The following is a 13,256-nucleotide window of genomic DNA, read 5'->3' on the forward strand; positions in this document are numbered from 1 at the left end:
TTCTGATTTGAAGGAAAATTCTTGCGTTGCGGATCGATGCCCGGTCGCATTCTTGCCAATTGGTCTCTGGGACGATTTTGATCTTGACCTGCACCCGCCGGCCGTCCTTGAGTGGCTGAAAGTGATATGGAGACCCTGACATGGCTGTTGATACCGCGCCCCGCTCAACCACCTGGACCTATGTCGATGGCGACTGGGTGACCGGCAATCCACCGCTGATCGGGCCGACCTCGCACGCCATGTGGCTGGGTTCGACCGTGTTTGACGGCGCCCGCTGGTTTGATGGCATCGCACCCGATCTCGACCTGCATTGCCAGCGCGTCAACCGCTCCGCCGTCAACATGGGCATGAAGCCGGTCAAGACATCGGAGGAGATCGAGGCGCTCGCCTGGGATGGCGTAAAGAAGTTCGACGGCAAGACCGCGATCTACATCAAGCCGATGTACTGGGCCGAACACGGCGCTTCGTTCTCCGTCGTTGCCGCCGATCCGGACTCGACCCGCTTCGCGCTCTGCCTGTTCGAGGCGCCGATGCACACCGCCAAGCCCTCGTCGTTGACGGTTTCGCCGTTCCGCCGGCCCTCGCCGGAGGTCGCCATGACCGCGGCCAAGACCGGCAGCCTCTACCCGAATTCCGGCCGCATGATCATTGAAGCGCGCAACCGCGGCTTCGACAATGCGCTGGCGCTCGACATGAACGGCAATGTCGCCGAGACCGCGTCCTCCAACATCTTCATGGTCAAGGACGGTGTCGTCATGACGCCGATGCCGAACGGCACCTTCCTCTCCGGCATCACCCGCGCCCGGATCATCGGTCTGCTGCGTCAGGCCGGCTTCGAGGTTCGCGAATGCACGCTGACGGTCGCCGATTTCATGGATGCCGACGAAATCTTCACCTCCGGCAACTATTCCAAGGTCGTGCCCGTGACGAAGCTCGATGGTCGCGAACTGCAGGAAGGCCCGGTCACCCGCAAGGCGCTGGAACTCTACATGGACTGGGCCCGCTCGCCCGGCGACGCGTGATCGGGCGGATTGCACAGCTCCAGCGGTTGTGATCCTTTGTAATTTCAACTATAGTTCCTCTGCTTGGGCAGGGGGAGCCGGGTTGAAACGGATAGAGGCAGCCGAACAGGGTTTTTCGCAAGCCAACGCCTATTATCTTTTGATGTGGGTGCTGACGGCGATCGTCGCTCTCACGAGCTTTTTCGAGTATCGCGCGATCGGAAAGGAGCGACGGGACGCCGAGGCCATCATTGAGCGTCATGATCCGCTGCTTCGACCCGCCGAGGACGTCGCGGTCGCGCTTCGATCGGCTCTTTTTGTTGCAGACACCGACACGGCAACGGAGGCCGAGGCGCTGCGGTTGTTGCGCGCCCGGCATATCGCCGCACGGGACTTGCTGACCCGCATCAGCGACAATGTGGCAAAGCTGCCGCTCACCGACGTTGAGAACCGAGTGGCGGTCAACAATGCCCTGAACTGGCTCCTGGCCATGCAGTACTATAATGCGGTTGATGCGCAGCATGGACCCGCGCCATTTCAGAGTGACGAAAAATCCTTGCAGACCGCCGAGTTCCCGTTCGGAACCCTGCTTGTTGCCGACAGCGTCGAGGGGTTGCGGATGGAGGATGCTGCGCGGCTGCTTTGGATCGCGCGGGAGCCGCAGGCCGAACTGCTCTCCCGTTCCGCGGAGCTTGTGACGCTTTCGGAAGATGCCGAGGGGCAGGTCGCCTTGCTGGATATCATTCGGCCGCTCGCCGATCGCGGACGGGCCACGCGAGAACACGATCTCGCCCATGCGCTGTGGGTCGCATGGCTGCAGTCCGGAGATTGGAAGAGCGGCCCGGATGCCTATCTGCGGGAACTGGCCCATCGCGACCTGAAGCTCGGCGAGCCGCAGGCACAAACGGTGGACGCCTATCGGAGGCTCGTCGCGATCAATGCCAGGGCGAGCGGCGAAAAGACCAGTCTCAAGCTCCCCGTGGTGGACGTGCCTGTCGCCCTGTCAGATGCGGTGGTGGTGCTGCCGCTGGCGCTTTGCTTCTGCCTCGTGGTCATTCTGATCTATACCGAACGCGGCATGCGTTATGCCCGGGAGGCAAAGCGTGCAGCCGAAGAGGTGGTCGGAAGCGTGCCGGTCTTCTACACCGGCTACGGAATCCACCCGCTCCTCGGACAGGTGGTGTCGACATTCCTTCTGGCACTGCCGTCGCTGCTTGCCGCCTCGCTGTCGCTGATTGCGCCAGACATGACGCGCAGCACCGCGGCACTGTGGCTTTACTGGTCAGGCCTCGGCCTCGCCGCCGTGCTGACGCTCATCGCGATCCGCCAGACGCGGCACGTCTTCCGCCTGATGGATGAGAACATCGTCGTCAAGGCCAAATAGGCCGCCTCTCGACTTCCCCGGCCTGCTCCGATAGACCGGAGGCCACCGGCTGAGCCGGCTTTCTCGTTTCTGGCAGGTTCAATATGCAGGCCTCCGCACTCGCCGAGGATTTCGCGCCCGACTGGGCGGCGATCGCCGTGGTCATCCTTGGCGTCACGGCCTTTGCCGTGGGGCAGGGGCTGACCTATCCGCTGATTTCGCTGCTGCTCGAAAGCCGGGGGGTGTCGTCGACCATGGCTGGCCTCAACGCCTCCGTCTTCGCCTTCGGTCTTGCCTCCTCGACGCTCCTGATCGGCCGGCTGACGCAGACGATACGCGGCGACCGCCTGATCGTTGCCGCGCTCTGCGGCGTCTCGATGGCGCTTGCGACCTTCTCGCTCTTCGACAGCCTCGCCGTTTGGTTCGTCGCCCGCTTCCTGCTCGGCTTCTGCACCTCGATCATTTACACCGTCAGCGAGGCATGGCTGAACACCGCCTGTCCCGACCGCCTGCGCGGCCGCGTGTCCGGTGCCTATAGCGCCGGCATGTGTGCCGGTTTCGCCGCCGGGCCGCTCGCCATTCCGTTGATCGGCATCGAGGATGGCTTCGCTTTCGCGCTCACCGCAGCCTATGTCGCCCTCGTCGCCTTCGCCTCCGTCATGCTCGGCCGCTACGCGCGCACCAAGCCGGAGGCGTCGGAAGCCGGGGGCATCGTCACCTTCGTCAAGCTCGCCCCCGTTTTGACTCTGATGGTGCTCGCCTTCGGCTTCTCGGATATCGCCGCGATATCCATGATCCCGCTCTATTTCGTCGAGCGCGGTTATTCCCAGAACTTCGCGGCCTATGTCGTTACCATGGTGGCGCTGCCGACCGCGCTTGCCCAGCCCTTCGTCGGCTGGCTGCTCGACCGCGTCTCGCGACCGGTCATCGCCGTCGTCGGCTCGCTGCTGACAGCGGGCGCCTTTCTCGTTTTGCCGTTCATGACATCGCAAGTCGCGCTGCTCGTCACGATTTCGGTGCTCGGCGCAGCCAGCTTCTCGCTGTATACCGCAGCTCTGACACTGCTTGGCGAGCGGTTCCGGGGCGGCCTGCTGGTCTCCGGCAGCGCCGTCTTCGCGCTCTCCTACGCGATCGGCAGCGCGGCCGGCTCAGGCGCGACCGGTGCGATGATGGACCTTATGTCGGTCGATGCCGGCCCCGTCTTCACCGGCCTCTTCATGATCGGCTTCACCGCCATCTTCGCCCACAATCTGCTGCGCGGCGACAAGAGGCGGGGCTGACCGCCATGCCGCAAAGCCCATCGCCCGACATTTACGACTGCCAGGCTTGCGGCGCGTGCTGCGCCTACTCCGAAGACTGGCCGCGTTTCTCGCTGGAAACCGACGAACAGCTGGACGCGATCCCGGAGGCCATGGTCGCTACCGATCTGTCCGGCATGAAGTTCGAAAACGGCCGCTGCGTCGCGCTCAACGGCGAACTCGGCAAATGCGTCGGCTGCACAATCTATACCGTCCGCCCCATCGTCTGCCGCGACTGCATGCCCGGCGACCCGGAATGCCTCATGGCGCGAGAGGCAATCGGACTGGCGATACAGCCGATTGCGAGTTAGGCTGAATGAGTTGGGGGTCGGAGGCGTGCCATGCGGGAGATTGATATTCGCGACGCGGCAGTAAACTTGGACGCTCTTGTCCAAGAGGCGGCCGATGGCCGGTCGTTTGTTATAACCAAAGCCGGCAAACCTCTCGCCAAGGTGATCGCTGCTGTTGAGGTAGCGCCGACCACGAGGCTCGGATTTCTCCAAGGACAGCTGAAATTCCCAGATGATTTCGATCGCTTTGGTGAAAGCGAGATCGCTGAACTGTTTGGAGAGACGAAGTAGGTCCGGCGCTTGCCGTTGTCGTTTCACGGCACCGTCACACCCACCACATCCGCCGTCAGCTCGCTACCGAGTTCCACCGTGCCGGCCTGCTTGTCCATCACGCAGATATAGCTGACGGTTGCATCCGCGCCCTTGGCTTTGCCCGTCAGGATCGCGAGCCCGAAGCGCTCGCTGCCGAACGGATCGACGGCGACCTTCGCGTTTTCGAGGTTCGGGGCCGCCGTATTGAGGCACTTCGCCTCGACCTCCTTGGCGAACTCATCCCAAGCTTCATCGGAGGAGGCAAACGCTGGAGAGGCAGCGAGGAGGACGGCGATCGTGAGACCGGAAAGGCGGCGCATGGCTGGCTCCGTAAAAGCTGTTTTGGGTGCTTTCCGGCATTTGCCGGACGCGCCGCAACTCTGTTCCGCATCGCGCGGTTTTTCCAGCCTAAACTTTGCAGGAATGGGAACAATTTTGATGTTTGCGAGGTTGCCTCTCCTGAGTTCCCCTCCTATGTTCCCGGTCACCATTGACCGCATTCCGTTGCCAAAAGGAGATTGACGCCATGGCCTTCGAATTGCCTGAACTTCCCTACGCTTACGACGCGCTTGCCCCCTACATGTCGGCCGAGACGCTGGAGTTCCACCACGACAAGCACCACAAGGCCTACGTGGACAACGGCAACAAGCTCGCCGCCGAAGCCGGCATGGCGGACCTGTCGCTCGAGGAAATCGTCAAGAAGTCCTACGGCACCAATGCCGGCCTCTTCAACAATGCCGGCCAGCACTACAACCACATCCACTTCTGGAAGTGGATGAAGAAGGATGGCGGCGGCACCAAGCTGCCGGGCAAGCTTCAGGCCGCGATCGACAGCGATCTCGGTGGCTATGACAAGTTCAAGGCTGATTTCGTTGCTGCCGGCACCACGCAGTTCGGCTCCGGCTGGGCATGGCTGACGGTCAAGGACGGCAAGCTCGCCATTTCCAAGACCCCGAACGGCGAAAACCCGCTCGTCCACGGCGCGTCCCCGATCCTCGGCGTCGATGTCTGGGAACACTCCTACTACATCGACTACCGCAACGCCCGTCCGAAGTACCTTGAGGCCTTCGTCGACAGCCTGATCAACTGGGATTACGTGCTGGAAATGTACGAGGCCGCCACGAAGTAAGCTTTGGCGGATTGGTGATTTTTGAGGAACCCGGTGCCGAAAGGTGCCGGGTTTTTCTTTGCGCGAACGGCGCCATGCGGAAGATTGAAAATTGGAACGGCCAGCGTGATCTCGCGGCAGCCGCCTGACGTCAATCAGCGGCCCGACCCCGTTCTTAAGCTAACGGCAGTCGCGTCCCGGGCGCCTTCTGACAGAAGCCGGTGACCGTGTCCAGAACTGCGGAACGCGCGGGCGATGGGTTCAGCGCTCAGGTGGCACCCGCCAGCGTCGGTTCCGCATCCTCTTTCCTGCGTGGTGCCGGGAAGGCGAGCGCCATGGCGGCCGCGCCCAGTCCGACGGCGGCGGATGCGAGGTAGAGCCAGTCATAGGTGGCGAACGTGTCGTAGAGATAACCGCCGCCGATCGGGCCGAAGGCCATGCCGATGCACGAGGTCATCATCGCCGCACCCATGACCGTGCCCATCACATGCGGGCCGAAATAATCGCGCGCGATCACGGCATAGAGCGGCATGACGCCGCCATAGGCCATGCCCAGCACAAGCGCCAGCATGTAGAACTCGCTCAGTTCAGACACGTGCACATAGGTATAGATACCGACTGCCTGTAAAACCAGGCCGGCGACCAGCACGCGCCTGACGCCGAGACGGTCGGCCGCAAGCCCGAAGAACAGCCGGCCGAACAGCCCGGCCACGCCCTCCACGCTGTAGATCGTCGCCGCCGCGATCGGCGTGGCGCCGCAGATCATCGCATAGCTGACAGTGTGGAAGATCGGGCCGGAATGGGCTGCGCAGCAGAGGAAAAAGGTGCCGGCGAGCACCACGAACTGCGGCGTGGCGAGCGCCGAGAATGCGGATGCGGGACGGGCAGGGGCATCGCTGCCGGCAGGCGTCAACGCAGGCTCCATAACGGCCGGCGGTCGGCGGATAAGGAAGCTCGCCGGCGCGATGATCACGAGCGCGGCGATTGCGATCATCGTCATGGCGCTGCGCCAGCCATAGGTTTCGATCAGTACGCTGGCAAAAGGCGTGATCACCATCGGAGCGATACCGGTACCGATCGACACCAGCGAGACTGCCAGGCTGCGGTGCTTGTCGAACCAGCCGACGGTCGCCGCCATGATCGGCGCGAAAAAGGCGCCGCCCGAAGCGCCGACGAGACCGCCATAGGCGATCTGGAAGGTCAGGAGATCGGTTGCACGGCTGGCGATGAGAAGCCCGGTGCCAAGCATGAAAGCGGCGATCAGCACCACCGGCATCGCGCCGATGCGGTCGCTGAGAGTTCCCCAGCCGAAGCCCGCGACGCCCATGGTGAGGAACCCGACCGTCATCGCCGCCGATATGCCGGCGCGCGTCCAGCCGGTATCGTCGGCGATGGGCTGGAGATAGACCGGCAACGAAAACATCGCGCCCATGGCCACACACGTGATCAGCGCTCCCGCCGCCACCACGACCCAACCGTAATTCCTCTCCATGGAAATATCCTCCAGACGGCCACGGCAACGTTACAGCTGCCGGGTCCCGTCGTCAAACAGATTGCAATACGCAATCAGATTGACGGAGGGGACGAGGATTGTAAATCGCGGATATGTTGTCGTGGGGACGCCGCCGCTGACTACTGACAGTTTCTGACGCGAAGCGCTCCGTTCACCGTCGCCCGACAAACGCCACGAATCCCTCCATAAAGCCGCGCAACTGCTCCTTCACCTTCTCGTCCACCATCGTGCCCTCGGCGTCGAAGACGCTGCCGGCGCGCGATACCAGCATGCGTTTGCCGTGCCAGAGGTCGGTGCCGAGCGTGTGCATCACCGGCAGCCAGGCGGTCTGGGAGAGCACGGTGCCGAAGCCGCCGGGCGAGGCGCCCATGATCGCTGTCGGCCGGCCACCGAAGACGCGGCTGATGTCGCTTGACGGGCGAGACAGCCAGTCGATTGCGTTCTTGAACACGCCGGGGATCGAATTGTTGTATTCGGGCGTGACCAGCAGCAGTCCGTCGGCGGAGGCGATTTTCTCCTTCAGCGTTGTCACGGCATCCGGAATGCCGTGTTCGGCTTCCAGGTCGCCGTCATAGAGCGGGATGCCGCGGATTGTACCGATCTCAAGTGTCGATCCATCCGGCATCAGCCCGGCTGCCGTCTTCAGGAGCGCCGTGTTGAGAGAGCCCTTGCGCAGGCTTCCCGAAATTCCGACGATCGTTACCATTGCGTCTGTCTCCTCATCTCGTGGCCGCGCGCTGCGTCATGGCGGGCGATGCCGATCTATCCATACATATCAGCGGAAGTCCAAGGGGCGGTCACGCATTGCCGTCGATCCGGCCTGTCAGGAACTTGAACACTGCGTCACCAACTTTGATATTGTTTTATCAGACAACATATAGTGTGCGTCTTTGTGTGCTGTGCGTCCCATCCTCCCGTCGGCGCGCCACGCTCCCAAGCGGAGCCTCACATACATACACAAGGATTGTATCCATGAAGCTGAACGTTATCGTTGGCAGCACCCGTCCGGGCCGTGTCGGCCCCACCGTCGCCGCCTGGTTCGAGAAATTCGCCCGCGAGCAGGGCAAGTTCGAGGTCGAACTCGTTGATATCGCCGATTTCAACCTCCCTCTGCTCGATGAACCGAACCATCCCGTCCTGCAGAAATACGAGCACGACCATACCAGGCGCTGGAGCGAGAGCGTCAACGCCGCCGACGCTTTTGTCTTCGTCACGCCGGAATACGACTTCTTCCCGCCGGCCTCGCTGATCAACGCCGTCCAGACCCTCGTCCGTGAGTGGGCGTACAAGCCTGTTGGCGTCGTCTCCTACGCCTATGTCTCCGGCGGCCTGCGCGCCGCGCAGGAATTGCGGCTGCTGATGACATCGGTGAATGCCCATCCCATCCCGCAGGCGGTACCGGTGCCATTCTTCCCGCAGTTCATCGACGAGAATGGCGTCTTCACCGCCAACGAGCCGATGATCCAGGGCGCTACCGTGATGCTTGACGAACTGGTCAAGTGGGCCGGTCCGCTCAAGCAGATGCGTGCCGCCTGAGCGCTTCAGGAGCTGAAAGCCCGGCGCGCGCGCGCCGCGCCGGGTTGTTCTCAGACGACCTCAGCCCTTGAGGAAGCGGGCGATCGCCTCGATTTCGGATGCCGGAACCTCGTGCCCGCCCGGATGCAGCACGGTTTCGACCGCCGCCCCCTGTTTTTCGAGATAGGCAACGAGCGCCCGGGTGCCCGGAAGAGGGCAGATCGGATCGCGCTCTCCCGCGGTCACGAGGATCGGCCGATCCTTGAAGCCAGCCTGGTCGGCCGGCGTCCAGGGGATCAGCGGGTGCATCAGCACCGCCCGGTCGATCAAGTCAGGGGCCTCGAACATCACCGAGGCGAGGATGTTCGCCCCGTTCGAATAGCCGAGCGCATAGACTGGAACGCCCGGATGGCGATCCCTCTGGGCGCGGATGAAGGCGGCCATCGTCTGCGTCCGGGCGGCGAGGTCCGCCATGTCGTAGACGCCTTCGCCGGTGCGTTTGAAGAACCGGCTGGCGCCGTATTCCGAAACGTCGCCGCGCGGCGAGACGATGCCGGCGCCCGGCAGGATCTGCTGCACGAGGCCGGGAAACTGATGTTCGTCGCCGCCGGTGCCGTGGAAGGTGAAGACGAGCGGCGCGCCGGCTTCCGGGGCCTTGTAGAGATGCTTGTAGCTGTCGAGAGACATGAGTCTGGTCTCCTTCGGTGAGAATGGAATGGTCGGGCTGTCGCATTCAGGCTTGCCCCTCATCCGCCTGCCGGCACCTTCTCCCCGCAGGCGGGGAGAAGGGACCTGTGGCGGCGGTTCGCTCCTCTCTCCACGGAGAGCGGGAGGAACGGTGTCGGTGCGGCATAACCCTTCTCCCCGTCAAAACGGGGAGAAGGTGGCGGCAGCCGGATGAGGGGCTACCCCCGAAGCGATAGCCGGCGGCCGGTCAGTCCTTAATGGCGGGCAGGTGCGCCTCGATCTGCGAGCGGTACTGCTGGTAACGGGTCGGCAGCTTCAGCGCCGAACCGAGATTGGCGGTATCCTCGTCGCGGGCAAAGCCAGGCTCGTTGGTGGCGATCTCGAACAGCACGCCGCCTGGTGTGCGGAAGTAGATCGCCCAGAAGTAGTCGCGGTCGATGACGGGCGTGACGTTGTAGCCTGTGTCCATCAGCGCCTTGCGCACTTCGAGCTGTGCGGCGCGGTCCTCGACGGCGAAAGCCACGTGGTGCACGGAACCGGCACCCTGCATCGCAGGTGCGGCACCGGGCAGCACTTCGAGGTCCACATAGTCGGCACCGTTGCCGCCGGGCTTGACGTAGCGGACCATCTCGCCCTGCTTGTCGATGGCTTCATAGCCCATGAACTTCAGGAGTTCGGCCGAAGCGCCCTCGTCGCGCAGCCGCATGGTCACGCCGCGAAAGCCGTGAATGCCGTCCGCGACCGGAACCGGGCCGCCGTCGAAAGGGGCGCGCTCGTCGCCGTCCACTTCTGCCAGCGCGAAGCCGTCACCATCAGGGCCGGCGAAGCGCAGACGCTTCTCGCCGAAGAGATCATAAGTTTCGAGATTGCCGACGCCGAGCTTGGAGAGGCGTTCCTGCCAGTAGGGCAGGGTGCCGCGCGGGATCGAGAAGACCGTTTCGGCCACTTCGCCGGCGCCGCGCTTGCCCTTGCCCATGTTGGCGAAGGGGAAATAGGTCATGATCGTGCCGGCATTGCCGACCTCGTCGCCATAGTAGAGGTGGTAGACATCGGGAGCGTCGAAGTTGACGGTCTTCTTGACCCGGCGCAGGCCGAGTGTCTTCGTGAAGAAATCGTTGTTTTCCTGGGCATCCGCAGCCATCGAGGTGACGTGGTGAAGCCCTTTGATCTGGGTAAGCATGGCGCTTTTCCTTTCCAACCGGTGCGGTGTGTTCGTTGCGTTGGCTGGAATATGGCCCATGGATTATGTCTATAGAATAGGTATAATTCGTCAAACACTATTGCGATTTTCGTAAAGGTCTCCGATGGGCGAGCTGGAATCGATCCGCACCTTCCTGACGGTGGCCGAGCAGAAGAGCTTCAGCGCCGCCGCCCGTCTGCTCGGCACCACGCCTGCGTCCGTCACCCGCACGGTGGCGGCGCTCGAAGAACGTCTGGGGCTCCAACTGCTCCTGCGCACCACGAGGCAGGTGTCGCTCACCTCCGCCGGCGCGGTCTATGCCGCCCGCGTCGCGCCGCTCGCAGAGGGGCTTGCGAAGGCGACGGAGGAGACGCGCGACCTGCAGAAGGTCACGACCGGGTCGCTCCGGATTTCCGCCCCCATGTCGCTCGGCCTCAAGGTCCTGCCGCCGATCCTCAGCCAGTTCGCTCTTGTCCATCCGGGCACCACGGTGGCCGTCGATCTCTCCGACCGTTTCGTCGATATCGTCGAGGAAGACTACGATCTCGCGATCCGCATTTCCGGCCCGCCAACCGACAAGTCGACGATCTGGCGCAAGATCTGCCTCGTGCCGCGTGTGCTGGCCGCCTCGCCGGGTTATGTCACGATCCACGGAAAGCCCGAGCGGCCGGAAGACCTGGTGAACCACCAGTGCCTGAGCTACGACGACCGGACCCAGACGGAAACCTGGTCGCTCACCCGCGCCGGCGCCACCCGCACCATCGAGGCCAAGGGACGGTTCTCGGTCAACAACGGCGATTTCCTGATGCGGCTCGCCCTGGCCGGCGAAGGCATCACCCTGCTGCCCCGCTTCATCGTCGAGGATGACCTCGCCGCTGGCCGTCTCGTCACCCTACTCGACGACTGGAAAGCCCCAGAAATCTGGCTCACCCTCTACTACCCGCCCTACGAACACCTGCCGCTGAAGGTCGCGACGTTTTCGGAGTTCTTCGAGGCGTATGTGCTGGAGAGTTGGGCGGTGGGGTGAAGCGTCTCCGAAGCAGCAAGGTGCCATACCCTCAATCCATCGTCGCTCCCGCCGTCAGGTTCACCGTCGTCCCGGTCATGCTGCGGGCGGCGGGGGAAGCGAGGAAAAGGGCTGTTTCGGCAACCTCCGTCAGTGTCGGCAGGCGGTTCAGCAGCGTGGTGTCGGCCATCCCGGTCATGAACTGGTCGAGGGTGATACCCATCTCGCGCGTCTTCCGGTCGAAGAGCTGTCCGGCATAGGAGCCTGCCTCTGGCGCGTCGCTGATGCCGTGCGGGCGGATGCAGACGGCGCGGATGTTGCGGGGCCCGAGATCGGCGGCAAGGCAGCGCGTCAGGCTCTCGATGCCGGCGCAGGAGACGACGTGCCCCATGTGGCCGGCAAGCATCATGCGTCCCGCCGGCGCCGTCAGCGACAGGATCACGCCCCCGCGTTCGCCGCCCATATGCGGTGTCACCGCCTTCGCCGTATTGAACAGCGAGCGCAGGAATCGGTCGATCGGCTCCATGAAGTCCGCGAGGCTCAGCGTATCAATCAGGCTCCCCTGGTCATGCATGAAGCTCGTGGCGTTGACGGCGATGTCGATGCCGCCCTCCGCCTTGGCGACGGAGGCGGCATGGCTGGCGACCGCGGTGTCGTCCAGCACATCCACGGCGGCGGTTTCGACTACCCCGCCGCCATTGCGAAGACGCTCTGCCGCGCTGGCAAGACGATCCGGATTGCGGCCGACAAGATAGACTTTCGCTCCTTCGCGCAGGAAGGTTCCGGCGATGGCGGAGCCGATGGCGCCGCTGCCGCCGTGGATCACGGCGGTCTTTCCCTTGAGAATCATGGGGATGTCCTTTGAAAGAAAGTCGGAGCGACGCGTGCGGCACCGATCGGGCGGAACGATCTCGTCCGCGCCACGCCGTCCGATGGGGATATGGGGTGAAATGCCTTGCGCCGGCGGCCGCCTTGAACCTGGCGGCCACCGTCGTCGTGTGTCTGGCTTAAGCCGGCAGCCGCCGGTCGTACTCGTCGCGCAGCCGTGTCCAGCCGGCCCAGAAGTTTTGGGTGGGTTTCCTGCCAGAGGCCACGGCGGCCAGGATATCGAGATGCATGTGCCAGCCGGCGCCGACCATCAGCATGTTGGCGCGGTCGGAAATGCGGCGGTGGATCACGGTCAGCAGCACCTCCTTGCCCATCGGTTCGAGATCGAACGTGACCTCGCCGCGCTCGCCCCAGGTGAAGGTCAGCCTGTGCGGCGGATCGGCCTCGACGATCGTGCTCGTCATCCGCATTTCCTCAGGGAAGCCGTCGGGGCGGACGCCCGGTACGTCGGTCAGCTCGTCATTGCGCCAGACGAATTCGAAGCCGGAGCCCTTCGCCATGGTCATGGTTCCGGAGGCGAGCCACTTGGCCCGCAACTCGCTGTCGGTGAGATAGGCCCAGATGCGCTCCACCGGACCGGGCAGCATGCGCTCGAGCTTGAGTGTGGCGGGTTCGATCAGCGCGCCATAGGCGTCCATCGTCGCAAGGTCAGTCATCATAACTCTCCTTCTTGGGGTCTATCGGACTTGGGTTTGGCAGGCTTGCGCGCGTCCTCCTCACGCAAGAGATCCTCGAGGACATCAAGACGATCGGTCCAGAAACGCTTGTACCAGGCGAGCCATTCATGGGCGCGCGCCAGCGGCCCGGGCTCCAGCCGGCAGACATGGGTTCGCCCGCGAACGTCGCGGCGGATCAGCCCGGCACCCTCCAGCACCTTGATGTGCTTGGAGGCGGCGGCAAGCGACATGGCATGCGGCGCCGCCAGTTCGCTGACGGTGCGCTCGCCATCCGCGAGCTGGCCCAGCATCCGGCGGCGCGTGGCATCGCCGAGGGCGTGAAAGACGGTGTCGAGTTCGGGTGCGATTAATTCAACCATGTAGTTGAATATAGCTGGATCGGACCCATAGTCAACCGTACGGTTGAATATCGGTCTTC

17 protein-coding genes are annotated in these 13,256 nt (G+C 63.6%); 9 read left to right on the forward strand and 8 right to left on the reverse strand.

The features are described 5' to 3' along the window. The first annotated feature begins 140 nt into the window (after nt 1–140). The 5 genes from J5J10_RS12070 (at nt 141) to J5J10_RS12090 (ending at nt 4,243) form a co-directional block, all read left to right on the forward strand. On the forward strand, nt 141–1,022 hold the full coding sequence (locus tag J5J10_RS12070; protein WP_211930056.1) for a branched-chain amino acid aminotransferase: 882 nt from the start codon (nt 141–143) through the stop codon (nt 1,020–1,022). Nucleotides 1,023–1,104: 82 nt separating this feature from the next. After that, nucleotides 1,105–2,385: a hypothetical protein gene (locus J5J10_RS12075; RefSeq protein ID WP_211930057.1), complete on the forward strand. Its 1,281-nt coding sequence runs from the start codon at nt 1,105–1,107 to the stop codon at nt 2,383–2,385. Between the two features lie 83 nt (nt 2,386–2,468). Further along, entirely contained in the window at nt 2,469–3,644 is a 1,176-nt protein-coding gene (locus J5J10_RS12080) for an MFS transporter (RefSeq protein ID WP_211930058.1), read from the forward strand. A gap of 5 nt (nt 3,645–3,649) precedes the next feature. Beyond that, nucleotides 3,650–3,973 (forward strand): YkgJ family cysteine cluster protein, encoded by a 324-nt coding sequence (locus J5J10_RS12085; protein ID WP_211930059.1) that lies wholly within the window; start codon nt 3,650–3,652, stop codon nt 3,971–3,973. A 30-nt stretch (nt 3,974–4,003) separates the two neighbouring features. Continuing rightward, nucleotides 4,004–4,243 carry a type II toxin-antitoxin system prevent-host-death family antitoxin gene (locus J5J10_RS12090; protein ID WP_211930060.1) on the forward strand — a complete coding sequence of 80 codons (240 nt, stop codon included), beginning with the start codon at nt 4,004–4,006 and terminating at the stop codon, nt 4,241–4,243. 23 nt (nt 4,244–4,266) lie between these two features. Here J5J10_RS12090 and J5J10_RS12095 read toward each other — a convergent pair whose 3' ends face one another. After that, nucleotides 4,267–4,584, reverse strand: coding sequence for a hypothetical protein (locus J5J10_RS12095; RefSeq protein WP_211930061.1), 318 nt, complete (start codon nt 4,582–4,584; stop codon nt 4,267–4,269). Between J5J10_RS12095 and J5J10_RS12100 the strand changes: the two genes are divergently transcribed. Next, nucleotides 4,583–4,786 carry a hypothetical protein gene (locus tag J5J10_RS12100; protein WP_208548767.1) on the forward strand — a complete coding sequence of 68 codons (204 nt, stop codon included), beginning with the start codon at nt 4,583–4,585 and terminating at the stop codon, nt 4,784–4,786. The two genes, J5J10_RS12095 and J5J10_RS12100, sit on opposite strands and share 2 nt — an antisense overlap. A 4-nt stretch (nt 4,787–4,790) precedes the next feature. Continuing rightward, a complete protein-coding gene (locus J5J10_RS12105; protein WP_211930062.1) occupies nt 4,791–5,393 on the forward strand; it encodes a superoxide dismutase in 603 nt (200 codons plus the stop codon). A gap of 247 nt (nt 5,394–5,640) precedes the next feature. Here the strand turns inward: J5J10_RS12105 and J5J10_RS12110 are convergent, their stop codons facing one another. Next, entirely contained in the window at nt 5,641–6,864 is a 1,224-nt protein-coding gene (locus J5J10_RS12110; protein WP_211930063.1) for an MFS transporter, read from the reverse strand. A gap of 172 nt (nt 6,865–7,036) precedes the next feature. Continuing rightward, nucleotides 7,037–7,591 carry an NADPH-dependent FMN reductase gene (locus J5J10_RS12115; RefSeq protein WP_211930064.1) on the reverse strand — a complete coding sequence of 185 codons (555 nt, stop codon included), beginning with the start codon at nt 7,589–7,591 and terminating at the stop codon, nt 7,037–7,039. 266 nt (nt 7,592–7,857) lie between these two features. On the opposite strand from J5J10_RS12115, the gene J5J10_RS12120 reads away from it, so the two are divergent. Further along, nucleotides 7,858–8,421 (forward strand): NADPH-dependent FMN reductase, encoded by a 564-nt coding sequence (locus J5J10_RS12120; protein ID WP_211930065.1) that lies wholly within the window; start codon nt 7,858–7,860, stop codon nt 8,419–8,421. A gap of 60 nt (nt 8,422–8,481) precedes the next feature. Here J5J10_RS12120 and J5J10_RS12125 read toward each other — a convergent pair whose 3' ends face one another. Continuing rightward, nucleotides 8,482–9,087 (reverse strand): alpha/beta hydrolase, encoded by a 606-nt coding sequence (locus tag J5J10_RS12125; RefSeq protein WP_211930066.1) that lies wholly within the window; start codon nt 9,085–9,087, stop codon nt 8,482–8,484. A 247-nt stretch (nt 9,088–9,334) separates the two neighbouring features. Continuing rightward, entirely contained in the window at nt 9,335–10,267 is a 933-nt protein-coding gene (locus J5J10_RS12130; protein WP_211930067.1) for a VOC family protein, read from the reverse strand. A 124-nt stretch (nt 10,268–10,391) separates the two neighbouring features. On the opposite strand from J5J10_RS12130, the gene J5J10_RS12135 reads away from it, so the two are divergent. Next, the gene (locus J5J10_RS12135) at nt 10,392–11,294 is read left to right on the forward strand and encodes a LysR family transcriptional regulator (RefSeq protein ID WP_211930068.1); all 903 of its coding nucleotides are present in this window, start codon (nt 10,392–10,394) and stop codon (nt 11,292–11,294) included. A gap of 31 nt (nt 11,295–11,325) precedes the next feature. Here the strand turns inward: J5J10_RS12135 and J5J10_RS12140 are convergent, their stop codons facing one another. From J5J10_RS12140 to J5J10_RS12150, 3 genes are all read right to left on the reverse strand, one after another. Next, nucleotides 11,326–12,123 carry an SDR family oxidoreductase gene (locus J5J10_RS12140; protein WP_211930069.1) on the reverse strand — a complete coding sequence of 266 codons (798 nt, stop codon included), beginning with the start codon at nt 12,121–12,123 and terminating at the stop codon, nt 11,326–11,328. Between the two features lie 157 nt (nt 12,124–12,280). Then, nucleotides 12,281–12,817 carry an SRPBCC family protein gene (locus J5J10_RS12145; RefSeq protein WP_211930070.1) on the reverse strand — a complete coding sequence of 179 codons (537 nt, stop codon included), beginning with the start codon at nt 12,815–12,817 and terminating at the stop codon, nt 12,281–12,283. Continuing rightward, complete coding sequence (locus J5J10_RS12150; protein ID WP_211930071.1) at nt 12,817–13,197, reverse strand: metalloregulator ArsR/SmtB family transcription factor; 381 nt, start codon at nt 13,195–13,197, stop codon at nt 12,817–12,819. Before J5J10_RS12150 ends, J5J10_RS12145 begins: the two co-directional genes overlap by 1 nt. Between the last annotated feature and the right edge of the window lie 59 nt (nt 13,198–13,256).

The organism is Ciceribacter sp. L1K23 (assembly GCF_018122705.1).
In the GTDB taxonomy this organism is placed as follows: domain Bacteria; phylum Pseudomonadota; class Alphaproteobacteria; order Rhizobiales; family Rhizobiaceae; genus Allorhizobium.